The 25791-nt window shown below is 72.5% G+C and carries 22 protein-coding genes; 14 read left to right on the top strand and 8 right to left on the bottom strand.

Features of this window, described 5'->3' with window-relative positions; genetic code table 11:
• Window positions 1-245: 245 nt before the first annotated feature.
• On the bottom strand, window positions 246-662 hold the full coding sequence (locus tag QIY60_RS00645) for an SsgA family sporulation/cell division regulator (RefSeq protein ID WP_283140581.1): 417 nt from the start codon (window positions 660-662) through the stop codon (window positions 246-248).
• 245 nt (window positions 663-907) lie between these two features.
• On the opposite strand from QIY60_RS00645, the gene QIY60_RS00640 reads away from it, so the two are divergent.
• Entirely contained in the window at window positions 908-1993 is a 1086-nt protein-coding gene (locus tag QIY60_RS00640; protein WP_283140580.1) for an oxidoreductase, read from the top strand.
• A 113-nt stretch (window positions 1994-2106) separates the two neighbouring features.
• On the opposite strand, the gene QIY60_RS00635 is transcribed toward QIY60_RS00640, so the two are convergent.
• On the bottom strand, window positions 2107-2406 hold the full coding sequence (locus tag QIY60_RS00635) for a YciI family protein (RefSeq protein WP_283140579.1): 300 nt from the start codon (window positions 2404-2406) through the stop codon (window positions 2107-2109).
• Window positions 2407-2446: 40 nt separating this feature from the next.
• Here QIY60_RS00635 and QIY60_RS00630 point away from each other — a divergent pair, with 40 nt between their 5' ends.
• Window positions 2447-3148 (top strand): endonuclease V, encoded by a 702-nt coding sequence (locus tag QIY60_RS00630; RefSeq protein WP_283140578.1) that lies wholly within the window; start codon window positions 2447-2449, stop codon window positions 3146-3148.
• 114 nt (window positions 3149-3262) lie between these two features.
• On the opposite strand, the gene QIY60_RS00625 is transcribed toward QIY60_RS00630, so the two are convergent.
• Window positions 3263-4483 carry a saccharopine dehydrogenase NADP-binding domain-containing protein gene (locus QIY60_RS00625; RefSeq protein WP_283140577.1) on the bottom strand — a complete coding sequence of 407 codons (1221 nt, stop codon included), beginning with the start codon at window positions 4481-4483 and terminating at the stop codon, window positions 3263-3265.
• A gap of 101 nt (window positions 4484-4584) precedes the next feature.
• Between QIY60_RS00625 and QIY60_RS00620 the strand changes: the two genes are divergently transcribed.
• From QIY60_RS00620 to QIY60_RS00600, 5 genes are all read left to right on the top strand, one after another.
• Window positions 4585-4968, top strand: coding sequence for an MmcQ/YjbR family DNA-binding protein (locus QIY60_RS00620; protein WP_283140576.1), 384 nt, complete (start codon window positions 4585-4587; stop codon window positions 4966-4968).
• 98 nt (window positions 4969-5066) lie between these two features.
• Window positions 5067-6257, top strand: a complete 1191-nt coding sequence (locus QIY60_RS00615; RefSeq protein WP_283140575.1) for a CaiB/BaiF CoA-transferase family protein — start codon at window positions 5067-5069, stop codon at window positions 6255-6257.
• On the top strand, window positions 6254-7396 hold the full coding sequence (locus tag QIY60_RS00610) for an acyl-CoA dehydrogenase family protein (protein ID WP_283140574.1): 1143 nt from the start codon (window positions 6254-6256) through the stop codon (window positions 7394-7396). Before QIY60_RS00615 ends, QIY60_RS00610 begins: the two co-directional genes overlap by 4 nt.
• A gap of 21 nt (window positions 7397-7417) precedes the next feature.
• The gene (locus QIY60_RS00605) at window positions 7418-8632 is read left to right on the top strand and encodes an acetyl-CoA C-acetyltransferase (protein WP_283140573.1); all 1215 of its coding nucleotides are present in this window, start codon (window positions 7418-7420) and stop codon (window positions 8630-8632) included.
• A 40-nt stretch (window positions 8633-8672) separates the two neighbouring features.
• A complete protein-coding gene (locus tag QIY60_RS00600) occupies window positions 8673-10847 on the top strand; it encodes a 3-hydroxyacyl-CoA dehydrogenase NAD-binding domain-containing protein (protein WP_283140572.1) in 2175 nt (724 codons plus the stop codon).
• Window positions 10848-10893: 46 nt separating this feature from the next.
• Here QIY60_RS00600 and QIY60_RS00595 read toward each other — a convergent pair whose 3' ends face one another.
• Entirely contained in the window at window positions 10894-11631 is a 738-nt protein-coding gene (locus tag QIY60_RS00595) for a MerR family transcriptional regulator (protein WP_283140571.1), read from the bottom strand.
• Between the two features lie 99 nt (window positions 11632-11730).
• On the bottom strand, window positions 11731-12720 hold the full coding sequence (sph, locus tag QIY60_RS00590) for a sphingomyelin phosphodiesterase (protein WP_283140570.1): 990 nt from the start codon (window positions 12718-12720) through the stop codon (window positions 11731-11733).
• A gap of 186 nt (window positions 12721-12906) precedes the next feature.
• On the opposite strand from sph, the gene QIY60_RS00585 reads away from it, so the two are divergent.
• Window positions 12907-13764 carry an oxygenase MpaB family protein gene (locus tag QIY60_RS00585; protein WP_283140569.1) on the top strand — a complete coding sequence of 286 codons (858 nt, stop codon included), beginning with the start codon at window positions 12907-12909 and terminating at the stop codon, window positions 13762-13764.
• 19 nt (window positions 13765-13783) lie between these two features.
• On the opposite strand, the gene QIY60_RS00580 is transcribed toward QIY60_RS00585, so the two are convergent.
• Both QIY60_RS00580 and QIY60_RS00575 read right to left on the bottom strand, forming a co-directional pair.
• Window positions 13784-14818 carry a LacI family DNA-binding transcriptional regulator gene (locus QIY60_RS00580; protein WP_283140568.1) on the bottom strand — a complete coding sequence of 345 codons (1035 nt, stop codon included), beginning with the start codon at window positions 14816-14818 and terminating at the stop codon, window positions 13784-13786.
• Window positions 14819-14961: 143 nt separating this feature from the next.
• On the bottom strand, window positions 14962-16461 hold the full coding sequence (locus QIY60_RS00575) for a M1 family metallopeptidase (RefSeq protein ID WP_283140567.1): 1500 nt from the start codon (window positions 16459-16461) through the stop codon (window positions 14962-14964).
• A 190-nt stretch (window positions 16462-16651) separates the two neighbouring features.
• Here QIY60_RS00575 and QIY60_RS00570 point away from each other — a divergent pair, with 190 nt between their 5' ends.
• Window positions 16652-18646 (top strand): Xaa-Pro dipeptidyl-peptidase, encoded by a 1995-nt coding sequence (locus QIY60_RS00570; RefSeq protein WP_283140566.1) that lies wholly within the window; start codon window positions 16652-16654, stop codon window positions 18644-18646.
• Entirely contained in the window at window positions 18643-19917 is a 1275-nt protein-coding gene (locus QIY60_RS00565) for a M14 family metallocarboxypeptidase (RefSeq protein WP_283140565.1), read from the top strand. The genes QIY60_RS00570 and QIY60_RS00565 overlap by 4 nt, the downstream gene beginning before the upstream one ends.
• A gap of 23 nt (window positions 19918-19940) precedes the next feature.
• On the opposite strand, the gene QIY60_RS00560 is transcribed toward QIY60_RS00565, so the two are convergent.
• Window positions 19941-20876 carry an FAD-dependent oxidoreductase gene (locus QIY60_RS00560; protein WP_283140564.1) on the bottom strand — a complete coding sequence of 312 codons (936 nt, stop codon included), beginning with the start codon at window positions 20874-20876 and terminating at the stop codon, window positions 19941-19943.
• Window positions 20877-20941: 65 nt separating this feature from the next.
• Here QIY60_RS00560 and QIY60_RS00555 point away from each other — a divergent pair, with 65 nt between their 5' ends.
• From QIY60_RS00555 to QIY60_RS00540, 4 genes are all read left to right on the top strand, one after another.
• A complete protein-coding gene (locus QIY60_RS00555; protein WP_283140563.1) occupies window positions 20942-21958 on the top strand; it encodes an oxidoreductase in 1017 nt (338 codons plus the stop codon).
• A gap of 104 nt (window positions 21959-22062) precedes the next feature.
• Window positions 22063-23700 carry an ABC-F family ATP-binding cassette domain-containing protein gene (locus QIY60_RS00550; protein WP_283140562.1) on the top strand — a complete coding sequence of 546 codons (1638 nt, stop codon included), beginning with the start codon at window positions 22063-22065 and terminating at the stop codon, window positions 23698-23700.
• A 96-nt stretch (window positions 23701-23796) separates the two neighbouring features.
• A complete protein-coding gene (locus QIY60_RS00545; protein ID WP_283140561.1) occupies window positions 23797-24930 on the top strand; it encodes an ATP-binding protein in 1134 nt (377 codons plus the stop codon).
• Entirely contained in the window at window positions 24927-25619 is a 693-nt protein-coding gene (locus tag QIY60_RS00540) for a response regulator transcription factor (RefSeq protein ID WP_283140560.1), read from the top strand. Before QIY60_RS00545 ends, QIY60_RS00540 begins: the two co-directional genes overlap by 4 nt.
• Window positions 25620-25791: the final 172 nt, after the last annotated feature.

Below are 25791 nucleotides of genomic sequence, written 5' to 3'. Positions count from 1 at the left end.
GACACCGGTGTCAGGGCAGCACGGGAAAAGAAAAGAGGCCCTGGTCGTGGAGGACGGCTCGGAGGCAGGTCACACCGCGCGCGCGACACGGAAGGGAGTGCGCGAAACGGTGTCTCAGGTGCCTCAGACGAGCAACGTCCTACTCCGATCGACGACAACAGGGCCGAGATGAACGTACGACGTGACGCCGACGGCGTGCAAACGATTTACGGCACGCGGTCGATCGGCGCGGCGGCGGGCCGCGGTCAGCGCGCGTCGCGCAGCAGCGCGGTGAGGTCCCCGTCGAGGTCGAGGTAGTGGTGCTCGTGGCCGGCGGGCACCAGCAGCTGGGTGCGCTTGAGGAAGCGGCGCACCTCGGAGGTGCGGATGTGCACCATCGCGGTGCCCTCCGGGGCGTGGAACTCCACGACCGTGCGGTCGAAGCCGTACGGCCTCACCCGCACGTCACCCATCCCCGCCGAGGTGTCCACCCCCGCTTCGAGGAGTTCGCGTGCGAACGCCCAGCAGACCTCCACCCCTTCGAGGGTGGCGGGCGCGGGGAAGACCATCCGTACGGCGAACGGGTCCTCGCGGTCGTAGCTCAGCGTCGCGGGGACGGTCTGCACCCGCGGGTCGGACGCGATCAGGCGGGCCTCGACGGCTTGCTCGATGACAGTGGACAACGCCCTGTTCCCCTAACCTCACGACCGGGTGCTTCTCTTCCTGCTGTTCACGAAGACGGCAGAAGACGCGGTTGCGTGCACACGAGCGGAGGGTGAGCTGTGTCACCTGATCGCTACGTGTGCGTCACTTACCGGTGCGTCACCGCTCGGTCCTGCGCGGTGCTCAACGGACTCCTGATTGATGTCGATACGGTCGAATTTCGCCCTCTGGACTCCCTTCCCGGGGTCGGCTAGCTTCCAGCGCCATGAAGCCCATGGGGAAGACGAGACGCATGCTGTCGGTGGGGCTCGGCGGGGTGGCGCTGGCGGCCGCGCTGACCGCACCGGCCCAGGCGCGGGGTCACGGCGAGGGCCGCCCGGCACCGTCCTGGCAGCTGACGCAGACCGGTACGGACGCCCGGTTCAGGGGGCTCGCGGCGGTGAGCCGGACCACCGCGTGGGTGGCCGGCACGAAGGGCACGGTGCTGCGGACCACCGACGGCGGGCGCAACTGGCGCGATGTCTCGCCTCCGGGCGCGGGCGGGCTGGAGTTCCGGGATGTGGAGGCCTTCGACGGCCGGCGGGCCGTGGTGCTCGCGATCGGCGAGGGCGAGGCGTCCCGGGTCTACCGGACCGAGGACGGCGGCACCACCTGGAAAGAGTCGTTCCGTAACTTGGACCCCAAGGCGTTCTACGACTGCCTCACCTTCTTCGACCACCGCCACGGCCTGGCGGTGAGCGACCCGGTCGACGGCAGGTACCGCATCCTGTCCACCGCCGACGGCGGCCGCTCCTGGAAGGTGCTGCCGAACACCGGGATGCCGGACGCGCAGCCCGGCGAGGCGTCCTTCGCGGCGAGCGGCCAGTGCCTGGTGAGCTCCGGGCCGCACGACGTGTGGCTGGCCACCGGCGGCGCCGCCACCGCGCGCGTCCTGCACTCCGCCGACCGCGGCCTGACCTGGACGGCCGCCGCGTCGACGATCCCGGCCGGGGACCCGGCGCGCGGCGTCTTCGGCCTCGCCTTCCGCGACCGTACGCACGGGATCGCGGTCGGCGGCGACTACCGGGCCGGACAGCCTTCGCCCCGGGCGTCCGAGGCCACCGGGAACGGCGGCCGCAGCTGGCTCCCGGCGGCGACTCCGGTCGCGGCCTACCGCTCCGGCGTCGCCTGGCTGCCGCACAGCCGCTCGGCCGCGCTCGCGGTGGGCCCCACCGGCACCGACACCACCACCGACGGCGGCCGCACCTGGCACACCGTCGACACCGGCTCGTACGACACGGTGGACTGCGCGCCCGACCGCGGCTGCTGGGCGGCGGGCGAGAAGGGCCGGGTGGCCAGGCTGGCCGACTGAGCGGACTTGTGGAAGTGCCATGCGCTACCGCGGGCCCACCAGGGGCGCGGGGAACTGCGCGACCAGCCACGCACGGTCCGCAGCCAAAGCATCACGCACCTCCAGCGGAGCGCTTAGGCGGGCAAATCCTGCCGGAAGGAGGCGAGTTCGGGGGCGACCTTGGTCGCGAAGAACTCGGTGATCCGGTACGCGCAGACGCCGTTGACGCTGAAGGGGTCGGTCGCCGCGATCTTCTCGATCGCCGCGCGGTCGTCCCCGACGGCCAGGATGACCCCGCCCTCGCGGGGCTCCTTGCGTCCGGAGGCGATGAACACTCCGGCTTCGTACTGCCCGTTCAGCCAGCCGACGTGCTCGGCGAGCAGCTCGTCGACGCGCTCGATGGGGGCGGTGTAGGTCAGGTCCAGTATGAACATGATCGTCAGGCTACTCCGGCCCGCGTCTAGGGTGAGGGGCATGGTGACGCTGACGGAGATCCCCGAGGGCTGGCCCGCCGACGAGGCGCGGGCGCTGGCCGTGCAGGACGAACTGCGCGGCCGGGTCGTGCTCGACGAGCCCGGCCCGCCGCCCGGCACCGGTCTTGTCACGGGCGTGGACGTGGCGTACGACGACGAGCGGGACGTCGTCGCGGCGGCCGCCGTCGTCCTGGACGCGGCCACCCTGGAGGTCGTCGAGGAGTCCACCGCCGTGGGCCGGGTCGCCTTCCCGTACGTGCCCGGGCTGCTCGCCTTCCGGGAGATCCCCACGGTCCTGGCGGCCCTCGGCGCGCTGACCACCGGCCCCGGCCTGGTGGTCTGCGACGGGTACGGGCTGGCCCACCCGCGCCGCTTCGGCCTCGCCTCCCACCTCGGCGTGCTCACCGGGCTCCCGGTGATCGGCGTCGCCAAGAACCCGTTCACCTTCGCGTACGAGCAGCCGGGCACCCGGCGCGGCGAGGCGTCGCCGCTGCTGGCCGGGCCGGGCGAGGAGGTCGGCCGGGCGCTGCGCACCCGGGACGCCGTCAAGCCGGTGTTCGTCTCCGTCGGCCACCGGGTGACCCTGGACAACGCCTGCGCCCACGTCCTGAGCCTGACCCCGCGCTACCGCCTGCCGGAGTCGACGCGCAGGGCGGACGCGCTGTGCAGGGAGGCGCTTCGCAACGCGCTGCGGCCGGTGTAGTCGTACTGGCCGGGCTTGTTGACGCGATGCGGCGTGCGCCCCTTTAGGGGCGCGGGGAACTGCGCGACCAGCCCAGCACGGTCCGCAGCCGAACAACCGCGCCCCGCGATGCGCTCAACGCGCGTCGGCCACGCGGAAGCGGATGCCTGCTTTCTGGATCCGGGCAAGCAGCGCATCCCCCATCGCCGTGACGGTAGTCAACTGGCCTGCCGCAGACGGCAGATCGTCGAAGGCCAGACTGAGCGCCCCCTCCGCCAGGATCTTCGCCGTCTCGTCATACCCGGGGTCACCCCCCGACACCTCGGTGAACACCCGCCGCCCACCACCCTCCCCAACGAACCGCAGGGAGAACCAGCTCCGGTCGCGCCGCTCTTGGTCAGGGCCCGTGCCCGGCTCGTAACGGTTGATCAGGAACCGCCGCGCGGCGGGCACTTGGGCCACGCCGAACGCCGCGCCCGCCCCGGCCACCGCGCCCAGCGCGAGCGGCAGCCGCCGTACGGCCGCGAAGTGGCGGTAGCGGAAGTCGGGCCCGTAGCGGGCGCTCGCCGAGGCCGAGCGGGCCACCACCACCGGGTCGAGGACCGGCAGCGGCAGCGCCCACGCGCCGGTCTCGCGGCTGAAGTGCGGCGTGCCCAGCGGGGCCCGGGCCCGGCGCCCCACGAGCCGGGGCTCGTGCAGCCGCCGCTCCCGGGCCGCCCGCAACTGCTGCGGCCCGCGCCCCATCGCGGTGATCGCGGAGGCCAGGGTGCCGCCGGAGAACATCGCGTTGGACCGTACGAAGCCGTCCACGCGCAGCGGCACGCCCTCGGGCAGCCGCTGGACGGTGTAGTACACACCCAGGTCGCACGGCACCGAGTCGAACCCGCAGGCGTGCACCAGGCGCGCGCCGGTCTCCCGGGCGCGCGCGTCGTGGCGTACGTACATCGTGTCCACGAACTCCGGCTCGCCGGTCAGATCGAGGTAGTCGGTCCCCGCCTCGGCGCACGCGGCGACCAGGCCCTCGCCGTACCAGACGTACGGGCCGACCGTGGTGGCCACCACCCGCGCGGACTCGGCGAGCGCGCGCAGCGACTCGGGGTCGGCGGAGTCCGCGGTGACCAGGGGGAGCGAGGCGCACGCCGGGTCGATCGCGGCCAGCCTCTCGCGCAGCCGCTCCAGCTTGGCGGCCGACCGCCCGGCCAGCGCCCAGCGGCACCCCTGCGGCGCGTGCGCGGCCAGGTACTCCGCCGTGAGCGTGCCCACGAACCCCGTCGCCCCGAACAGAACGATGTCGTACGGCCGCGCCTCCTGCTCCGCCGAACGCTCCGACTGCTCCGACCGCTCTGACCGTTCCAAGGGGGTCCCCTCCGCTTCTGCCCCGGCCGCGCTCCCGCGCCGTTGTCGGTGGCTGAGGCTAGCGTGAGAAGCGGTGTCGCGGGTGATCAAGGAGGACGGACATGGGAGCACCGCCGAAGGCCGCGCTGGCGAAATGGGAGAAGGTGCGGGCGTTTGCCCTGGGGCTGCCGGGGGCCGTCGAGGAGCACCCCTGGGGCGAGACCGTGGTCAAGGTCAACAAGAAGATCTTCGTCTTCCTCGGTGTCGACGACGGCAGCTATCCGCTGGGCATGGGCGTCAAGCTGACGGACGACGCCACGCACGCGCACGCCCTGACCTCACCGGGCGCCCAGCCGTCCGGGTACGGCCTGGGCAAGTCGGGCTGGGTGCAGGTGCCGCTCGCCGAGAAGGGCGCGCCCAGGGCGGATCTGCTCTGCGAGTGGGTGGAGGAGAGCTATCGGGCGATCGCCCCGAAGAAGCTGATCGCGGAGCTCGACGGCGGCTGAGCCGGGCCGGTGGAACACTGGCGTACCACTCGGTAAAAACCAAGCGCTTGCTCGCGCAAGGGGCTTGTGCGAAGTGGAACGTGTTCTTAGCATCACTGATGTTACATCAGTTGTGTCACAGTGCTGGGGGCTCGATGACAGGTTCAGGGAACGGCCCGCTCACCGGGGTGCGCGTGGTCGAGCTGGCGGGGATCGGGCCCGGCCCGTTCGCCGCGATGCTCCTGGCCGACCTCGGCGCCGACGTGGTCAGGGTCGACCGCCCGGGCGGCGCGGGCCTGGCCGTCGACCCCGCGTACGACCTGACCAACCGCAACAAGCGCTCCGTGCTGATCGACCTGAAGTCCGAGGACGGCCCCCGCCGCGTCCTCGACCTGGTCGAACGGGCCGACATCCTCGTCGAGGGCTACCGCCCCGGCGTCGCCGAGCGCCTCGGCGTCGGGCCCCAGGAGTGCCTGGCCCGCAACCCGAAGCTGGTCTACGGACGGATGACCGGCTGGGGCCAGGACGGCCCGCTCGCCGCCCGCGCCGGACACGACATCGCGTACATCGCCGTCACCGGCACCCTCGGCATGATCGGCAAGCCGGACGAGGGGCCGACCGTCCCCGCCAACCTCGTGGGCGACTACGCGGGTGGCTCGCTCTACCTCGTCGTCGGCGTCCTGGCCGCCCTCCAGCACGCCCGGACGGCGGGGGAGGGGCAGGTCGTGGACGCCGCGATCGTGGACGGCGCCGCCCACCTCGCCACCATGATCCACGGCATGATGGCGGCCGGCGGCTGGCAGGACCGGCGCGGCGCCAACCTGCTCGACGGCGGCTGCCCGTTCTACGGCACCTACGAGACCTCCGACGGCCAGTACATGGCGGTCGGCTCCCTTGAGCAGCAGTTCTACGACGAGTTCATCCGTCTCCTGGGCCTCGACGCCATCGCCCCGGCCCGTAAGGACCTGGCCCGGTGGGAGGAGCTGCGGAGCGCCATCGCCGAGCGGTTCCGCACCCGTACGCGCGAGGAGTGGACGGCCGTCTTCGAGGGGTCGGACGCGTGCGTGGCGCCCGTGCTCTCGCTGCGCGAGGCGCCCGCCCACCCCCAGCTGGCCGCCCGCGCCACCTTCGTCGAGCACGGCGGGCTCACCCAGCCGGCGCCCGCGCCCCGGTTCTCGGCCACCCCCGGCTCCGTCCGCCGTCCACCCGCCCTGCCCGGCGCCGACACCGCAGAGGTCGCCCGCGACTGGGGCGTGCCGGAGCTCGCCGGGGACCGGAACGCCAAGTCCACAGAGGAGAACGACCGTTGAAGCGGCAGATCTTCACCGCCGAGCACGACGCCTTCCGCGAGACCGTCCGCACCTTCCTCGCCAAGGAGGTCCTGCCGCACTACGACCAGTGGGAGAAGGACGGCATCGTCTCGCGCGAGGCCTGGCTGGCCGCCGGGCGCCAGGGGCTGCTCGGGCTCGCGGTGGACGAGGAGTACGGGGGCGGCGGCAACGCCGACTTCCGCTACAGCGCGGTGCTCGCCGAGGAGTTCACCCGGGCGGGCGCGGCGGGCCTCGCGCTCGGGCTGCACAACGACATCATCGGGCCGTATCTGACCGGGCTCGCCACCGAGGAGCAGAAGCGGCGCTGGCTGCCGGGCTTCTGCGACGGCTCCCTGATCACGGCGATCGCCATGACCGAGCCCGGCGCCGGATCCGACCTCCAGGGCATCGCCACGCACGCCGAGGACAAGGGCGACCACTGGCTGCTCAACGGCTCCAAGACGTTCATCTCCAACGGCATCCTCGCGGACCTGGTGATCGTCGTCGCGAAGACCACGCCGGAGGGCGGCGCCCACGGGCTCTCGCTGCTCGTGGTCGAGCGGGGCATGGAGGGCTTCGAGCGCGGCCGCAACCTCGACAAGATCGGCCAGAAGTCCCAGGACACGGCCGAGCTGTTCTTCACCGACGTACGGGTCCCCAAGGAGAACCTGCTCGGCGAGCTCGACGGCGCTTTCGTCCACCTGATGACCAACCTGGCGCAGGAGCGGATGGCCATCGCCGTCGCCGGGATCGCCGCCGCCGAACACCTCCTCGAGATCACCACGCAGTACGTGAAGGAGCGCGAGGCCTTCGGGCGGCCGCTGGCCACCAAGCAGCACATCCGCTTCGAGATCGCCGAGATCGCCACCGAGTGCGCCGTCACCCGTTCGTTCCTCGACCGCTGCATCGTGGATCACTCGAACGGGGAGCTCGACGCCGTGCACGCCTCGATGGCCAAGTGGTGGGCCACCGAGCTCCAGAAGCGCACCGCCGACCGCTGTCTGCAACTGCACGGCGGCTACGGCTACATGAGCGAGTACCGCGTCGCCAGGGCTTTCACGGACGGACGCATCCAGACCATCTACGGCGGGACCACCGAGATCATGAAGGAGATCATCGGTCGTTCCCTGCTCGGCTAACCCTCCTTGAAAGGCTTTTCAGTGAGCACCGAAGCGTATGTGTACGACGCGATCCGCACCCCGCGCGGCCGGGGCAAGGCCAACGGCTCCCTGCACGGCACCAAGCCGATCGACCTCGTCGTCGGGCTGATCCACGAGATCCGGGGGCGCTTCCCCGACCTCGACCCGGCGGCGATCGACGACATCGTCCTCGGCGTGGTCGGCCCGGTCGGCGACCAGGGCTCCGACATCGCCCGGATCGCGGCGATCGCCGCCGGGCTGCCGGACACCGTCGCCGGGGTCCAGGAGAACCGCTTCTGTGCCTCGGGCCTGGAAGCGGTCAACCTGGCCGCCGCCAAGGTCCGTTCGGGCTGGGAGGACCTGGTGCTCGCGGGCGGCGTCGAGTCGATGTCGCGGGTGCCGATGGCCTCGGACGGCGGTGCCTGGTTCGCCGACCCGATGACCAACTTCGACACCAACTTCGCCCCGCAGGGCATCGGCGCCGACCTCATCGCCACGATCGAGGGCTTCTCCCGGCGCGACGTCGACGAGTACGCGGCGCTCTCCCAGGAGCGGGCCGCCGAGGCCTGGAAGGACGGCCGCTTCGCCCGGTCCGTCGTCCCCGTGAAGGACCGCAATGGCCTGGTCGTCCTCGACCACGACGAGCACATGCGCCCCGGCACCACCGCCGACTCGCTGGCCGCCCTGAAGCCGTCGTTCGCCGCCATCGGCGACATGGGCGGCTTCGACGCGGTGGCGCTCCAGAAGTACCACTGGGTGGAGAAGATCGACCACGTCCACCACGCGGGCAACTCCTCCGGCATCGTCGACGGCGCCGCCCTGGTCGCCATCGGCTCGCGCGAGGTCGGCGAGCGCTACGGCCTCACCCCGCGCGCCCGCATCGTTTCGGCGGCCGTCTCCGGCTCCGAGCCCACCATCATGCTCACCGGCCCCGCCCCCGCCACCCGCAAGGCGCTCGCCAAGGCCGGGCTCACCATCGACGACATCGACCTCGTCGAGATCAACGAGGCGTTCGCCGGAGTGGTGCTGCGCTTCGCCCGGGACATGGGCCTCTCGCTCGACAAGATCAACGTCAACGGCGGCGCCATCGCCCTGGGCCACCCGCTGGGCGCCACCGGCGCGATGATCCTCGGCACGCTCGTCGACGAGCTGGAGCGCCGCGACCAGCGCTACGGCCTCGCCACGCTGTGCGTGGGCGGCGGGATGGGCATCGCCACCGTCGTCGAGCGTCTCTGACCGTCCGTCCCGGCACACCTTCTCTTACGGAGCAGCAGCAATGACCGAGAGCACGACCATCCGCTGGGAACAGGACGAGACCGGCGTCGTCACCCTCGTCCTCGACGACCCCAACCAGTCCGCCAACACCATGAACCAGGCCTTCAAGGACTCCATCGCGGCGATCGCCGACCGCGCCGAGGCCGAGAAGGACTCCATCCGGGGCATCGTCTACACCTCCGCCAAGAAGACGTTCTTCGCGGGCGGCGACCTCAAGGACATGATCCGGGTCGGCCCGGAGAACGCCCAGCAGGCCTTCGACACCGGCACCGCCATCAAGCACTCGCTGCGCCGCATCGAGACCCTGGGCAAGCCGGTCGTCGCCGCCATCAACGGCGCGGCGCTCGGCGGCGGTTACGAGATCGCGCTCGCCAGCCACCACCGCATCGCGCTCGACGCCCCCGGCTCCAAGATCGGCCTGCCCGAGGTGACGCTCGGCCTGCTCCCGGCGGGCGGCGGCGTGACCCGTACCGTACGGCTGATGGGCATCGCGGACGCGCTCCTGAAGGTGCTGCTCCAGGGCACCCAGTACTCCCCGCAGCGGGCGCTGGAGAACGGCCTGGTGCACGAGGTCGCGGCGACGCCCGAGGAGATGCTCGCCAAGGCCCGCGCGTTCATCGACGCCCACCCCGAGTCCCAGCAGCCCTGGGACGTCAAGGGCTACCGGATCCCGGGCGGCACCCCGTCGAACCCGAAGTTCGCCGCCAACCTCCCGGCCTTCCCGGCCAACTTGAAGAAGCAGCTGAACGGCGCCCCCTACCCGGCCCCGCGCAACATCCTCGCGGCCGCCGTCGAGGGCTCCCAGGTCGACTTCGAGACCGCGCTGACCATCGAGGCCCGCTACTTCACCGAGCTGGTCACCGGCCAGACCGCGAAGAACATGATCCAGGCGTTCTTCTTCGACCTCCAGGCCGTCAACTCCGGCGCCAACCGCCCCAAGGGCATCGAGCCGCGCCCGGTCCGCAAGGTCGCCGTCCTCGGCGCCGGCATGATGGGCGCGGGCATCGCGTACTCGTGCGCCCGCGCCGGCATCGAGGTCGTCCTCAAGGACGTCTCGCTGGAGGCCGCGCAGAAGGGGAAGGCGTACTCGGAGAAGCTCCTCGCCAAGGCGCTCTCGCGGGGCCGCACCACCGAGGCCAAGCGCGACGAGCTGCTCGCGCGGATCACTCCCACCGCCACCCCGCAGGACCTGGCGGGCTGCGACGCGGTGATCGAGGCGGTCTTCGAGAACACCGAGCTCAAGCACAAGGTGTTCCAGGAGATCCAGGACATCGTCGAGCCGGACGCGCTGCTCTGCTCCAACACCTCGACCCTGCCGATCACCGGCCTCGCCGAGGGCGTCTCGCGCCAGGCCGACTTCATCGGGCTGCACTTCTTCTCGCCCGTCGACAAGATGCCGCTCGTCGAGATCATCAAGGGCGAGCGCACCGGCGATGAGGCGCTGGCCCGCGCCTTCGACCTGGTCCGCCAGATCAAGAAGACCCCGATCGTGGTCAACGACTCGCGCGGCTTCTTCACCTCGCGGGTCATCGGCCAGTTCATCAACGAGGGCGTCGCGATGCTCGGCGAGGGCGTCGAGCCCGCGTCGATCGAGCAGGCGGCGGGCCAGGCGGGCTACCCCGCCAAGGTGCTCTCGCTGATGGACGAGCTGACCCTCACCCTGCCCCGCAAGATCCGCGACGAGACGCGGCGGGCGGTCGAGGAGGCGGGCGGTGTCTGGCCCGGCCACCCGGCGGACGCGGTCATCGACCGCATGGTCGACGAGTTCGGCCGCCCCGGCCGCAGCGGCGGCGCGGGCTTCTACGAGTACGACGGGGACGGCAAGCGGGTCCGGCTCTGGCCCGGGCTGCGCGAGCACTTCGGCAAGCCCGGCGCGGAGGTCCCCTTCGAGGACATGAAGGAGCGGATGCTCTTCGCCGAGTCGCTCGACACCGTCCGCCTCTTCGAGGAGGGCGTGCTCACCTCGGTCGCCGACGCCAACATCGGCTCCATCATGGGCATCGGCTTCCCGGCGTGGACCGGCGGCGTGATCCAGTACATCAACGGTTACGAGGGCGGTCTGCCCGGCTTCGTGGCGCGCGCCCGCGAGCTGGCCGAGCGCTACGGCGACCGGTTCCTGCCGCCCGCGCTGCTGGTGGAGAAGGCGGAGAAGGGCGAGAAGTTCGCCGACGCGTGAGCGAGGGGTGAGGGGCCGGGGACGATGTCCCCGGCCCCTCGTTCCGCTATTCCGCCTCCGCGCGGAACGCCGCCCGCAGCTCCTCCTTGAGCGAGCGCTGGAACGCGGTGACCAGCGCCTGCACCACCATGGGCTGCATATGGGCCGACAGCGACCGCATCGCCGCCACGTGGTCGGGGTCCGACTCCCGCTCCCGGTACGGGTTCCACACCTCGTCCCGGAACAGCCGCGTCAGCTCGTGCGCGGCCGAGCGGGTGTGTTCGAGCAGCACGGTCCGCGCCGCCAGGATCGTCTCGTGCGCGATCGGCACGTCCAGGAGCTGCACCCCGAGGGCGAGCAGGCCCGGGTCGACCAGGAACGCGTCGGCCTTCCCCTCGGTCCGCTCAAGGACGCTCATCGCGGCCAGCCGGTCGAGGTCCGTGTCGGAAAGGGCCCGCCCGGCCCGCCGCTCCAGCTCGGCCCGGGTCGCCTCCTCGGCCGCGTCCGGCGCCCAGGAGGCGACCACGGCACGGTGGATGGCCAGGTCGTGCGCGCTGAGGTCGGCCGGCAGCTGCTCCAGATAGCGCTCGATCGCGGCGAGCGTCATCCCGTGGTGCTGCAACTCCTCGATCAGCGCCAGCCGGGACAGGTGCGCCGGGCCGTAGTGGCCGACGCGGCGCGGCCCGATCGCGGGGGGCGGCAGCAGGCCGCGCGTGCTGTAGAAACGGATGGTGCGCACGGTGACCCCGGCCCGCGCGGCCAGTTCGTCGACCGTCAGGGTCGGCTCCTCGGTCTCCGTCGCCATGGCGGTGCCTCGTTTCCCCGGGTGCGCGGACTGCGATGCAACAGTATTGCTGTCTCACCACTGTTGTCACCCACCCGGGGAACGGGCCGCCCCGCCGGCTCAGCCGCCCGCGACCAGCGGGTAGTGGTCGGAGAGGTTGGTGTACGTGTAGCTCTTGCCCCAGCTGCTCACCGTCCAGGGCGCGGACTGCTCCTTGACGACGTCGTTGTTCCAGCCGGACGGACGCGCGTGCCCCTGGTAGTGCAGCACGTAGTCGAGGTCCTCGCGCGCCTCACCGGGGTAGCGGTAGGCGGCGATCGAGTTGTCGACGGTGTCGAACGAGTAGGTGTGGCCGGTGCGCGAGTCCGCCGCGACCAGGCCGCCGTCGGTGAGCATCGAGGCGTACTCGGAGCTGTGCGAGTCGACGTTGAGGTCACCGGCGAGCATGACCTCCTCGTTCGCCGGGATGTTCTTGGCGTCCAGGAACGACTTGATCGCCTTGAGCTGGAGCGAGCGGTCCTTGGCCGCCTCGCCCGCACCGCAGCCGGAGTCGGTGGACTGGAGGTGGGTGCCCACGACGTGCACCTTGGTGCCGTTGACGTCGAGGACGACGTACGCGATGCCCTTGTTGGACCACCAGTCGGCGCCGCAGGCGTCCTTGAAGATCACCTGCTCCTTGCGGACGATCGGCCACTTGCTGAGCACGGCGACGCCGCCGTCCTCGGGGGTGGTCGAGGAGTACGAGCCGCCGGTGGCGTCCCAGCCGTCCTTGCTCCGGCCGACGACCGGCGTCTGGTACGGGTACTGGGCGGCGGCGTTCCGCTTCAGCGCGTCCGACGTGGTGTTGTCGAACGCCTCCTGGAGGACGACGACGTCGTTGCCCTGGAAGAAGGACGCGGCGGGTATCGCCTGGGCACGGTGCTCCTGGCCCCAGTTCGGGTACAGGTTGGTGCTCATCATGAACGTGTTGTACGTCAGGACCTTCAGCCGGGGCGCGTCCGCAGCGGCGGTGGCGGCCGAGGCGGACGGGGTGGCGGCGGCCAGCGCGGCTGCGGCGAGCGCGGTGGCGAGGGCCGCGCCGGGGACACGGCGAAGCGCGGAGTGCGGCACTGGAACTCCCGAGAGTGGAGTGGGGGGTTGGACTGGCGCGCACATCAAATCAGCCACAGTTACTTCGGGGTAACCGTTCGGTGGCGCATTTCTTGCCGGAGCCGTAACGAGCGGGCGATCTTGGAGCCGGGACGCCGGATGACAGTGGGGAGAATGTGTCATCTGTTATCTGATATCCCTGAATACATGATCGAAAGTCGTACGCCGTCCGCCCCCGCCCCGCCTCCGCCCGGCGGTGTCCTGTGGAGCCTCGCCGGCGACGTGCGGATGCTGCTCACGCTGCCCGCCGCCCTCACCCTCCAGGTCGCGCACCCGGCCGTCGGCGCCGGGGTCGACGAGCACTCCGTGTTCCGGACCGACCCCTGGGGGCGCGGCGAGCGCTCCCTGCGCTCCCTCCAGCTCTGGGTGTACGGCGGCGAGGCGGCCGCCGAGGAGGGGCGGCGGCTGCGCCGGCTGCACCGGACCATCCAGGGCACCGACACCCGGGGCCGCCCCTACCACGCCCTGACCCCGGCCAACTACGCCTGGGTGCACGCCACCGGCTACCCCGTCTTCGCCCACTCCCAGAAGTATCTGAACCGCCCCCTCACCGAGGCCCAGGAGCGGCAGCTGTACGCGGAGTGGCTCCAGGTGGGACGCATACTCGGCATCCACGACCGGGACATGCCGGGGACCATCGAGGAGTTCTGGCCGTACTACCGCAAGATGCTGGGCGACGAGATCGCCTCGAACGCGGTCGTCGAGGAGCTGGTATCCGTCGACGCGAAGGTCCCGGCGCCCGACCGGGGCCCGCTGCCCGTCCGGCTGCTGCTCCGGCTGTGCTGGCCGGTGCTGCTGCCGCGAATATCCCGCTTCCGGCGGTTCGTGACCGTCGGGTTCCTGCCGCCGGACGCGCGCGACGCGCTCGGCCTTGAGTGGACCGACGCGCAGGAGCGGAAGCTGCGCCGGTTCGGCCGCGTGGTGCGGGCCGTCGTGCCCGCACTGCCCGAGCGGCTGCGCTACCTCCCGCTCGCCCGGGAGGCCAGGGCGCGGCACCGGCGCTGACCGAGACCCACCGACACCCTCAGGCCGAAGCCCGGTGCACCAGCGCCGTCTCCGTGATCACCGGCGTCGGCACGTCCGCCGCCCCCTCGCCCAGGCCCCGCAGCAGCAGCCGGGCCATCAGCCGGCCCATCCCCTCGATGTCCTGGCGGACCGTGGTCAGCGGCGGGTCTGTCGTCTCGGCCACTCCGCGCATGTCGTCGAAGCCGACCAGGGCCACGTCCTCGGGCACCCGGCGCCCGTGCTCGCGCAGCACCCGCAGGGCGCCCGACGCCATCAGGTCGTTCGCGGCGAACACCGCGTCCAGGTCCGGGCGGCGCTCCAGCAGCCGGGCCATCGCGCGGGCCCCGCTCTCCGCCGTGAAGGCGCCGTCCTCGATCAGCTCCGGATCGGCGTCGGGCAGCACGTCGTGGAACCCGTCGAGCCGGTCCGTCGCGGACGTCTGGTCGCGCGGGCCCGCGATGTGGGCGATACGGGTGCGGCCGAGCGAGAGCAGACGGCGTACGGCCTGCCGCGCGCCGCCCCGGTTGTCGGCGTCCACGTACGGGACGGGCTGCTCACCCGGTGTCGTCGGCCAGCCCGGACGGCCCCCGTACACCGTCGGCATCCCCGTCCTGCGGGCGATCGCGGGCAGCGGGTCGTCGGTGTGCAGCGAGAAGGCGAGCGCGCCGTCGACGTGGCCGCCCGCGAGATAGCGCGCGATCCGGTCGTAGTCGCCCGGCCCCTCCACCAGGAGCAGCACCAACTGCGTGTCGTGCGCGGTGAGTTCCCTGCTGATGCCCCGGATCTGCTGCGAGAAGAACGGGTCGGAGAAGATCCTGATCTCCGGCTCGGGGATGATCACCGCGACGGCGCCGGTGCGGCGGGTGACCAGGGTCCGGGCCGCGTGGTTGGGGACGTACCCCAGCTCCTCGACCGCCCGGCGCACCTTGTCGACGAGCGGCGGCCGCACCCCCGCGCCGCCGTTGACGACCCGGGAGGCCGTGGCCCGCGAGACGCCGGCGCGCGCGGCGACGGCTTCCAGGGTGGGGCGGGACCCGGGGTGCTGCACGGTCAAGGCGGGTGCTCCTCGTGCGCGGCGGCGGTGTGCCGCGTACAGCTTATGCGGCTGTGGACCCCGCGCCCCTCAAGGGGCGCGGGGAACTGCGCGACCAGCCACAGACGGCCCGCAGCCGAATCACCACATCGCCGGCGGAGCGCTCAGTGGTGGTCGTGGATCTCGTTGGTCGCCGCGATCTTCTTCCAGGACTTCGGCTGCGTCACCGCCGCACCGGCCGAACCGGCCACCAGCTTCGCCTTCTTGGCGGCCGGGGCGGCGGGCTTCACGGGCTGGTACAGCCAGGTGTCGAAGAGCCCGGCGAGCGGCTTGCCGGAGACCTTCTCGGCGTACCGCACGAAGTCGCCCACGTTGGCGTTGCCGTACTGGTGGGCCGTCGGCCAGCCCTTCAGGAGGGCGAAGAAGGTCTTGTCGCCGACCGCGTTGCGCAGCGCCTGGAGGGCGAGCGCGCCCCGGTCGTAGACGGCGAGGTCGAACTGGTTCTCCGCGCCCGGGTCGCCCGGCTTCACCTTCCAGAACGCGTCGTCGGCCGGGTGCTGCGCGTACACGTAGTCCGCGAGCTCCTGCGCGGTGCCCTCGCCCTCCTTCTCCGACCACAGCCACTGGGCGTAGCGGGCGAAGCCCTCGTTGTTCCAGATGTCCTTCCAGCCGTCCACCGAGACGCTGTCGCCGTACCACTGGTGGGCCAGCTCGTGGACGACCACCGAGACGTTGGCGCCGTTCGCGAACTGCTTGGGGCTGTAGTACGGCCGCGTCTGGGTCTCCAGGGCGAAGCCGGAGGTCACGTTCGGCACATAGCCGCCGACCGAGTTGAACGGATACGGGCCGAACACGTCACTCAGCCACTCGGTGACCTCCTTGGTGCGCTCGATGCTGGCGCGCGCGGCGCCGTCGTTGTCGCCGAGGTCCTTGCTGTACGCGTTGATGACCGGCAGCCCGTTGGCGGTGGTGTCGGTGGTGATGTCGAACTTGCCGACCGCGAGCGTCGCCAGATAGGTGGCCTGCGGCTTGTTGGAGCGCCAGTTGTAGCGGGTCCAGCCGAGCTTGGAACTCTGCGACTGGAGCGTGCCGTTGCTGATCGCCTGGGTGCCGTCCGGCACGAGCACCGACACGTCGTACGTGGCCTTGTCCAGCGGGTGGTCGTTGGACGGGAACCACCACACGGCCGAGTCGGGCTCCTGCGCCGCCACCCCGCCGTCCGGGGTGCGGTGCCAGGCGGTGTACCCGTCGATGCTCAGCTCGGACGGCTTGCCCGCGTACTTCACCACCACCGAGACCGACTTGCCCTTGGCGAGCGGCGCGGCCGGGGTGATCTCCAGCTCCTGGGTGCCGGTCCTGGCGTACTTCGCCTTGGTGCCGTTGACCCTGACCTCGCTCACCGCGAGCCCGAAGTCGAGGTTGAAGCGGGAGAGGTTCTGCGTGGTGGTGGCCAGGATCGTCGCCGTGCCCTCCAGGAGGTCGGTGGCGGGCTGGTACTTCAGTCTCAGGTCGTAGTGGGAAACGTCGTAACCGCCATTGCCGCTGCTCGGGTAGTAGGGGTCGCCGATACCCGGGGCGCCCGGGGTGAAGTCGGTCGCGGATGCCGGGATCGCCAGCAGCAAGGACGCGGCGAGCACGCTCGGGGCGAGGATTCTGCGGTGCACGAGTGCTCCAAGTCGTCGGGGTGAACGATCTCTTCGGAGCCTATTCAGCGCCCGCCGGGCAGGCCATGTCCATGGCCCCTCCTGTCACACGATCGCCATTGCGCCGACATGTTGACCTGCTCGTCCAGGAGCACTTTCGGACCGTGCATGCCCCCTTTTGCACGGGAGTTGACGGGAGTACCGTCCGCCCATGCCGATTCCTGCGCGGTCCAGCCGCACAAGGTTCAGATCGCTCCGGTCGCCCGGTTGGGCGCGCCTGCTCGTGGTGGCGGCCGCGGCCGCCCTGACAGCCCTGTTCCTCTCCCCGGCGGGCGCCCAGGCGGCCCGCGCCGGGGAGAGCACGCCCGTCTACTCGTACGAGAACGCGATACGCGAGTCCGTCTGGGTCGACACCCGGCTCGACGAGGACGGCGACGGCAGGGGCGACCGGGTCGCCGTCGACATAGTCCGCCCCCGCGAGCCCGCGAGCCGGGGCCGCAAGGTTCCGGTCATCATGGACGCCTCGCCGTACTACTCCTGCTGCGGGCGCGGCAACGAGCACCAGCTCAAGACGTACGACGCCCAGGGCAACGTCGTCCAGATGCCGCTCTTCTACGACAACTACTTCGTGCCGCGCGGCTACGCCTTCGTCGGCGTCGACCTGGCCGGAACCAATCGCTCGGACGGCTGTGTCGACATCGGAGGCCCGTCCGACATCCAGTCCGCCAAGGCGGTCGTCGACTGGCTCAACGGCCGCGCCCGCGCCTACACCACGCGGACCGGCGGCCAGCGGGCGAACGCGGGCTGGACCAACGGCCGCACCGGCATGATCGGCAAGAGCTGGGACGGCACCATAGCCAACGGCGTGGCCGCCACCGGCGTCGACGGCCTCAAGACCATCGTCCCGATCAGCGCCATCTCCTCCTGGTACGACTACTACTTCGCCAAGGGCGCCCCGCTCTACGACTCCGGGCCCGACTGGCTCTCCAACGCGGTCGAGAGCCCCGAGGCGCGGGCCCACTGCGGCGCCGTACAGCAGCGGCTGGTCGACGGGGCGCCGCGCACCGGCGACTGGACGCCGCTGTGGAGCGCGCGCGACTACGTGGCCGACGCGGGCGACGTCAAGGCGAGCGTCTTCGTGGTGCACGGCATGCAGGACCTGAACGTACGGACCAAGAACTTCGGCCAGTGGTGGGACGCGCTGGCGGCGCGGGGCGTCGAGCGCAAGATCTGGCTCTCCCAGACCGGGCACGTCGACCCCTTCGACTACCGCCGCGCCGACTGGGTCCCCACCCTCCACAAGTGGTTCGACCACTACCTCCTCGGCTACGACAACGGCATAGAGCGCCGGCCGATGGCCGACATCGAGCGCCACCCCGACCAGTGGTCCACCGACCGCACCTGGCCCCCGTCCGGCACCCGTGACACCGTGCTGCGCCCGGTCAGCGGCTCCGCGCCCGGCGTCGGCGGCCTCGCCCTGAACCCGGCGCCCGCCGGCGCGACCGAGACGTTCACCGACAACCCCCAGCTGGACGAGGGGAGCTGGTCCGCCGCCGTGGACAAGTCCACCCCGGAGAAGGCCGGGTTCGTGACCCGGCCGCTCGGCGCCGACCTGCGCCTGTCCGGCTCCTCGACGGTGACCGTCACCGCGACCCCGACCACCACCAGCGCCCACCTCTCGGCGGTCCTGGTCGACCTGGGCCCCGACACCATCCGCAACTACGGCGGCGACGGCGAGGGCATCCTCACCGGCACCGCGCGCACCTGCTGGGGCGCGAGCACGGCCGGGGACAGCGCCTGCTTCAAGGTGACGTCGGCCGACACCAAGGCCGTCGACTACACCGTGTTCAGCCGCGGCTGGGCCGACCTCGGCAACTACGCGGGCGGCACCGGGCAGCCGCTCACCCCGGGCAAGCCGTACACGATCACCCTCGACCTGCACGCCACCGACCACGTCGTCCCGGCCGGCCACCGCCTCGCGCTGATCGTCGCGGGCACCGACAAGGACCTCATCGACCCGCCCGCGAGCCGCCCCACCCTCACCCTCGACCTCGCCCGCACCTCGGCGAAGCTGCCGCTCCTCGGCGGTACGGGGGCGTTCTGGCGGGCCACGTCCACCACCCCGCACCAGATCGCGCCGCGGGTCCCGCACCCGGCCGGCGTCGAGGCCCCGCACCTGCTCCGCCCGGTCCCGGAGGCGCGATGAGAGGCCGCACCCTGCTCCTCGGCGTCACCGGGGCCGCGCTCGCCGTGCCCCTGGTGACGGTCCCGGCGCGGGCCACCGCGAGCCCGCCGCGTACCGGCTTCGAGGTGAGCGCCGGGGCGCGCTGGACAGGCGAGCGCGAGGAGCAGGACTTCCTCGCGGCCGTCGCCCAGGGCAGCACCGAAGCCTCGGTCCTGCGCATCGGCACCACCACCCAGGGCCGCCCGCTCCAGCTCGTGCGCGTCGGCACCGGGCACACCGCGAACCGCGTCCTGCTGGTGTGCAGCCAGCACGGCGACGAGCCGGCCGGACGCGAGGCCTGTCTGGCCACCGTCCGCGACCTCGCCTACGCGAAGGACCGGGCGACCCGGCGGCTCCTGGCGCACACCACGCTCTACGTCGTGCCGACCGCCAACCCGGACGGCCGGGCCGCCGACACCCGCGTCAACGCCGACGGATTCGACATCAACCGCGACCACATCGCCCTCAAGACGCCCGAGGCACGGGCCGTGGCCGCCGTCCTGCGCGACGAACAGCCCGACGTCGTCTACGACCTGCACGAGTACAGCGCCACGCCCAAGTACTACGACAAGGACCTGTTCGACCTGTGGCCGCGCAACCTCAACACCGCCCCGGCGGTGCACGAGGAGGCCCGGACGCTGTCGAGCGCGTACGTACGGGAGGCCGCCCGCGCGGACGGCTTCTCCACCGGCACCTACGGCATCTGGACCGACCCCGTCACCGGCGAGCCGGTCAAACAGGTCGCGGGCGACGGGCAGGAGCGGATCCTGCGCAACGCGGCGGGCGTCAAACACGCCGTGGGCCTGCTCATCGAGAGCCGCGTGGATGCGGCCAGCGACACCGAGAAGGCCGACCCGGCGCTCAACAACCGGCGCCGGGTGGTCTCCCAGCTGAGCGGGCTGCGCGGACTGCTGAGCTTCACGGCCGAGCGCAGAGGTGCCGTCGAGGCGGCCACCACGGCCGCCCGGTTGGCCGGATACCGCGACCGCGGGCCGGTCTACCTCGGCGGCGCGGACAACGAGCCCGCCAAGCCCGAGCAGACCCTCACCGACCCGCCCTGCGGCTACCGCCTCACCGCCGTCCAGTACGCCGAGGTCAAGGACCGGCTCGCCCTGCACGGCATCCGGGCGAGGCGGTCCGGTGACGGCGCGTTCGTCCCGCTGCGCCAGCCGCTGCGGGCGCTCGTGCCCCTGCTGCTCGACGCCCGTGCGCAGTACGGGCTGACGGCGGCCGAACCCGTGCCGCGCTGCTGAGACGGCGCCGCCGAGACGGGTTCTCACCGGAGGGGAGTGCGGGAGGCGGCCAGTGCGGCCGCCTCCCGCGCACACCCCCAGGCGACGGTGACCCCGGCGCCGCCGTGCCCGTAGTTGTGCACCAGCAGACCGCCGGACGCGGTGGTCTCCGCCCCGATCCGCACCCCCGCGTCCCGCACCGGCCGCAGCCCCACCCGGTGGGCGAGCACCCGCGCTCCGGCGATCTCGGGACGCACCCGTGCGCACCGCGCCACGATCTCCTCGGCCACGCGCGGGTCCGGGACGAGGTCCCACGCGTCGTTCTGCGCGGTGCCGCCCAGCAGCAGCCCGTAGGGCTGGGGGAAGAAGTAGGTCGTGTCGGGGGAGGAGTGGTCGACGGAGGTGTACCACTCGGTCACACCGGGGTTCTCGACGACCACCAACTGACCGCGCACCGGCCGCACCCCGGGGTCGGGCACGAGCGAACGGGCGCCCAGGCCCGTGCAGTTGACCACGACCGGCGCGTCGTCGGGCAACGAGCCGAGCTCGCGTATCTCCACGGTCCCGCCCGCCGCCTCCAGACGCCCGCGCAGCCAGGCCAGGTGCACCGGCATGTCGATCAGCGGTATCCGGGCGCGCACCCCGTCCGGAGCCTGGTGCAGCCCGTCCACCCCGGCCGCCCACGGCCCCAGCTCGGAGAGCCGGATGCCCGACTGCAGCCCCTCGACGAGCCGCACCCCGGTCCGCCCGGGATCGGCGGCCAGCTCCTCGTACACCCGCAGGGAGGCGAGCGCCCAGTCGCCGACGCGCCCGGCGGGCTCGATGCGGTACGGCCACCACAGCGCCCCCGCCACCGCCGACGTCGTCTCCCCGACCGGATCCCGGCTCCACACCCGCACGTGGCGGCCCGACTCCGCCAGGACCACCGCCGTGGTCAGACCGATGACTCCGCCACCCAGCACGATCATCCGCTCGCTCATGGCGGGACGGTAGCGGAATGGGCGACGCCGTGCTCGGAACAGCCGCAGAGGGGAATACTCAGGACATGTCTGCCGCGTACGCGACCTTCGCACTCGCCCCCGCGATGCGGGCAGGCGACGTCGCGGGGGCCGGTTCTCCCCAGCTGCACCGCGACTTCATGGACTTCGTCGTCGACGGCCGGCCGCTGCTGCTCCAACTCGCCGACCTGGACGCCGTGTCCCCGCTCGCGGCGGACGTGCCGCCCGCCATCCTCGGCGCCCAGGTGCGCAGCCTGCTCCTGGAGACCGAACCGCCGCTGGCCGACGGGCGGTTCGTGGTCTATGCCTGCCCGGAGTGCGAGGACCTGGCGTGCGGCGCGGTCACCGCGATCATCGAGCGCTCCGGCGACGACATCGTCTGGCGGGACTTCGCCTGGCAGACCGGGCCCGTACCCGATCTGCCGCTCAACGGCTACCACGGGATAGGCCCGTTCCGCTTCCGCGCCGAGGAGTACAGAGCGGCCCTGGAGCGGCTGCTCCGCGACGAGCCGCCCCGGCGCCGGGTCCTGCTGGTAGGGGCCCGCGCGGCCGTCCTCGGCAAGCTCGCGGCGGCCCTGCGCTCGATCGGCATCGGCGCGGACATCGCCCACGACGTGACCGACGCGATCCCGGAGGAGCTCGCCGCCTACGGGGCGGTCGCCTTCGGCCGCGCGGTCCCGGAGGCCGAACGCGCGGCGGTGCGCGCCGCGTTCGGACGCGCCCACGCGCACCCCGTGTACGTGACGGGCCTGGCCCCCATCACCCCGCTCCTGGTGGCCCAGCTGGAACAGGCCCTGGACCGCACACCGCCGGGCCAGCGCCGGCTCACCTACCTCTCCGCCTCCCCGGACGAGGCCCGGCTCGCGGTCGGCGCGACCTGCCGCGTCCGGCTCACCGCGTACCGGCTGGACCGGCTGCACCGCGTCCACACCCAGGAGGTCCTGGACACGGTCCTCGACCCCGGCCCGCACCGCATCCCGCTGGACGAGCGCGCCCTGCGCGGAGAGTCCTTCCTGGTGGCCCGCACCACGGGCGGAGTGATCACGACGGCGGTCGTGCGCTGAAACGGTCCGCTGGGGCGTGACCTGCCCGGGGACCGGCCGATAACCGCCGGTCGCCGGTCGACCGGCGACCGCTGTCGGCGCACCCCAGTAGGATCTATGTCCTCATGACTGCCACTCTCGTCGCCAAGGACCTCGCCGCCGGCCACGGCGACCGCACGCTCTTCGCCGGGCTCGACCTCGTCGTCGCCCCCGGCGACGTCATCGGCCTCGTCGGGGCGAACGGGGCGGGGAAGTCCTCCCTGCTCCGGCTGCTCGCCGGACTCGACACGCCGGAGGACGGCGAGCTGAAGCTCTCCCCGCCGGGCGCCACCGTGGGGCACCTGCCGCAGGAGCCGGACCGGCGCCCCGGCGAGACCGTGCGCGCCTTCCTCGCCCGCCGCACCGGCGTGGCCGCCGCCCAGGAGGCCATGGACGCGGCCACCCAGGCCCTGGTCGACGGAGCGCCCGGCAGCGACGACGCGTACGCGGAGAGCCTGGAGCGCTGGCTCGACCTCGGCGGCGCCGACCTGGACGAGCGCGCCGAGGAGGTGGCGGCGACCCTCGGCCTCACGATCGGCCTCGACCAGCCGATGACGGCCCTCTCCGGCGGCCAGGCCGCCCGCGCGGGGCTGGCCTCGCTGCTCCTCTCGCGGTACGACGTGTTCCTGCTCGACGAGCCCACCAACGACCTCGACCTGGACGGTCTGGAGCGCCTGGAGTCCTTCGTCAAGGGCCTGCGCGCGGGCACGGTCGTGGTCAGCCACGACCGCGAGTTCCTCACCCGCACCGTCACCAAGGTGCTCGAACTCGACCTCGCCCAGCAGCAGATCACGCTCTACGGCGGCGGCTACGAGGCGTATCTGGAGGAGCGCGCCACCGCCCGCAGGCACGCCCGCGAGGACTACGAGGAGTACGCGGACAAGCGCTCGGCCCTGGAGAGCCGGGCCCTGATGCAGCGCGGCTGGATGGACAAGGGCGTCAAGAACGCCCGCCGCAAGGCCGGCGACAACGACAAGATCGGCCGGAAGTTCCGCAGCGACGCCAGCGAGAAGCAGGCCTCCAAGGCCCGCCAGACCCAGCGCATGATCGAGCGCCTGGACGTCGTCGACGAGCCCCGCAAGGAGTGGGAGCTCCGGATGGAGATCGCGGCCGCGCCGCGCTCCGGCGCGGTCGTCGCCACCCTCAGCCAGGCCGAGATCCGGCGCGGCGACTACACCTTCGGCCCCGCGACCCTCCAGATCGACTGGGCCGACCGCGTGGCGATCACCGGCGCCAACGGCGCGGGCAAGTCCACCCTGCTCGCCGCCCTGCTCGGCCGCCTCCCGCTGGACGCGGGGCGGGCGACGCTCGGCTCCGGCGTCGTCGTCGGCGAGGTCGACCAGGCCCGGGGCCTCTTCGTCGGCGAGGAGGCCCTGCTGGAGGCGTTCTGCGCGGCCGTCCCCGACACCGAGCCCGCCGAGGTACGTACGCTCCTCGCCAAGTTCGGCCTGCGGGCCGACCACGTGCTGCGCCCCGCCGCCTCGCTCTCGCCCGGCGAGCGCACCCGGGCCGCGCTCGCGCTGCTCCAGGGCCGGGGCGTCAATCTGCTCGTCCTCGACGAGCCGACCAACCACCTCGACCTCCCGGCGATCGAGCAGCTGGAGTCCGCCCTCGACTCGTACACCGGCACGCTGCTCCTGGTCACCCACGACCGCCGGATGCTGGACGCGGTGCACACCACCCGGCGCATCGAGGTCGCCGACGGCAAGGTGACCGAGCAGTGACCTGACCGTGCGGTGATCTGGCCGTGCGGTGACGCGAGTCTCCGGGACGCGCCGGTGTTACGTGAGCGGCGGCCGGTCCGCGCGTACGGTGAGCGCGTGGACCGCGAGCGCGACCGACTGCAGGCCGTTCTGGAGGCGCTGCCCCGGGCGGCGATCGTGCAAGGCGGCGACGAGCACGTGGTCGCCGTCAACCGCCGCTTCGTGGAGATGTTCGGCCTGGCCGGACGGGTCTCGTACGAGCCCGGCGCTCCGCTCGGACCGGTGGTCGAGGCGGTCTGCGACACCTTCGCCGACCGTCCCGCCTGGGTCGTCGAGACCACCCACGGCGTCGCCGCCCGCCGCGTCCACCGCGCCGCCGAGATCGACCTCACCGACGGCCGGGTCATCCGCCGCGACGTCGAGCCGCTCTACGACTCGGGCGGGCGGCCCTTCGGGTCGCTGTGGACCGCCGAGGACGTCACCGAGGACAAGCGCCGTGAGCACGCGCTGCGGCGCGACAACGAGGCGCTGGCGGAGCTGGCCCGCCAGCGCAACGAGTTCCTCGCCTCCGCGTCGCACAGTCTGCGCACCCCGCTGACCTCCATCATCAGCTTCTGCGACCTGCTCGCGGACCCGGCGTCGGGCCCCCTGGACGCGGACCGGCTGGAATTCCTGGACGCGATCCGCCGCAACGCGCAGCGGATGGCGACCGTGATCACCACGCTCCTCGACACCACCGGGATGCGCGAGCCCCAACTGCGCCTGGAATTCGGCGAGGTGGACATCGCACGGATGCTGGAGCACGCGGTGCACGACCGCATGTCGACGCTGACGGAAGCGGGCCTGTTCACGGTCCTCTCCTGCGAGCCGGGCCCACCGCTGTACGGCGACGAGCACCGCCTGGAACACGTCCTGGCGAACCTCCTGGAGAACGCGGCCAAGTTCACGCCACCGGGCGGGGCGGTGGGGATCGACGCGACGCCGGACGGCAACGCTTGGCGCATCACGGTCTCGGACACGGGAATCGGCGTGCCGGAGGCCTACCGCGAGGAGATCTTCTCCGGTTTCGTACGGGCCCCCAACGCCGAGAGCGGCGGCTTCCCCGGCACCGGTCTCGGCCTCGCCTTCAGCCGGGACATCGTGCGCCGCCACGGCGGTGACCTCACCGTCTCGGACGCGCCCGGCGGGGGAGCGGTCTTCACCCTGCGCCTGCCGGTGGCCGGGCCCGCGCGCACCGGGGAGGAGCCGTGACGCGGATCCTGATCGTCGAGGACGACCCGGACGTGGCGACGGCGCTGCGGGTGCTGCTGACCAGGGCCGGGTACGAGGTGGTGGCCGCCGCCGACGGCCGCGAGGGCCTGCGCCGCCTCTTCGCCGACGGCCCCGACCTGATGCTGCTCGACATCGGCCTGCCCGGCCTGGACGGCTGGCAGGTCCTGGAACGCACCCGGGACATGACCGATCTGCCCGTACTGCTCCTCACCGCACGCGGCGCCGAGAGCGACCGGGTGCGGGGCCTGCGGGCGGGGGCCGACGACTACCTGCCCAAGCCGTTCGGCAACGAAGAACTCCTCGCCAGGGTCGAGGCCCTGCTCCGCCGAGCCGCCCCCGCGCGCTGGGCGGGAGCCGCCCACGACGACGCCCTGCGCCTGGTCCCCGAACGCCGCGCGGCCCTCTGGCACGGCGAGGAGGTCCGCCTCAGCGACATCGAGTACCGCCTCCTCCAGCTCCTGGTCCGCAACCGGGGCCGAGTGGTCACCACGGACCAGCTCCTCGACCAGGTCTGGGACGACCCCCAGGGCATCGGCCGCGACCGGGTGAAGTTCGCGGTACTGAGACTGCGCCGCAAACTCCAGCAGGCGGCCGGCGAGCTGGAGTGGGATCCGATCGAGGCGGTGCGGGGGATGGGGTACCGGTATCGGGGGGATGCGGGGGGCTAGGGCGGCGGGCTGCGGGGGCAGGGGCCGCAGGCCCCGCCTTGTCAGGGGCGCGGGGAACTGCGCGACCAGCCCAAGCCGGTCCGCAGACGAACGGGGGTCCGGGGCGGAGCCCCGAAAGCGGGGTGCAGGGGGCGCAGCCCCCGCCCGGGGGTCCGGGGGCGTAGCCCCAGGG

Source organism: Streptomyces sp. BPTC-684 (assembly GCF_030028635.1).
In the GTDB taxonomy this organism is placed as follows: Bacteria; Actinomycetota; Actinomycetes; order Streptomycetales; family Streptomycetaceae; genus Streptomyces; species Streptomyces noboritoensis.
Note: the sequence above shows the minus strand (reverse complement) of the source record. Positions and strands in the feature narration are given on the sequence as shown.

Bases quoted from the DNA above. Each gene is read 5' to 3' on its own strand.
- QIY60_RS00640 (WP_283140580.1), top strand. From the start codon at position 908: ATGAAGCCCATGGGGAAGACGAGACGCATGCTGTCGGTGGGGCTCGGC.
- QIY60_RS00635 (WP_283140579.1), bottom strand. From the start codon at position 2,406: ATGTTCATACTGGACCTGACCTACACCGCCCCCATCGAGCGCGTCGAC.
- QIY60_RS00630 (WP_283140578.1), top strand. From the start codon at position 2,447: ATGGTGACGCTGACGGAGATCCCCGAGGGCTGGCCCGCCGACGAGGCG.
- QIY60_RS00620 (WP_283140576.1), top strand. From the start codon at position 4,585: ATGGGAGCACCGCCGAAGGCCGCGCTGGCGAAATGGGAGAAGGTGCGG.
- QIY60_RS00615 (WP_283140575.1), top strand. From the start codon at position 5,067: ATGTTACATCAGTTGTGTCACAGTGCTGGGGGCTCGATGACAGGTTCA.
- QIY60_RS00600 (WP_283140572.1), top strand. From the start codon at position 8,673: ATGACCGAGAGCACGACCATCCGCTGGGAACAGGACGAGACCGGCGTC.
- QIY60_RS00595 (WP_283140571.1), bottom strand. From the start codon at position 11,631: ATGGCGACGGAGACCGAGGAGCCGACCCTGACGGTCGACGAACTGGCC.
- QIY60_RS00585 (WP_283140569.1), top strand. From the start codon at position 12,907: ATGATCGAAAGTCGTACGCCGTCCGCCCCCGCCCCGCCTCCGCCCGGC.
- QIY60_RS00570 (WP_283140566.1), top strand. From the start codon at position 16,652: ATGCCGATTCCTGCGCGGTCCAGCCGCACAAGGTTCAGATCGCTCCGG.
- QIY60_RS00565 (WP_283140565.1), top strand. From the start codon at position 18,643: ATGAGAGGCCGCACCCTGCTCCTCGGCGTCACCGGGGCCGCGCTCGCC.
- QIY60_RS00560 (WP_283140564.1), bottom strand. From the start codon at position 20,876: ATGAGCGAGCGGATGATCGTGCTGGGTGGCGGAGTCATCGGTCTGACC.
- QIY60_RS00555 (WP_283140563.1), top strand. From the start codon at position 20,942: ATGTCTGCCGCGTACGCGACCTTCGCACTCGCCCCCGCGATGCGGGCA.
- QIY60_RS00550 (WP_283140562.1), top strand. From the start codon at position 22,063: ATGACTGCCACTCTCGTCGCCAAGGACCTCGCCGCCGGCCACGGCGAC.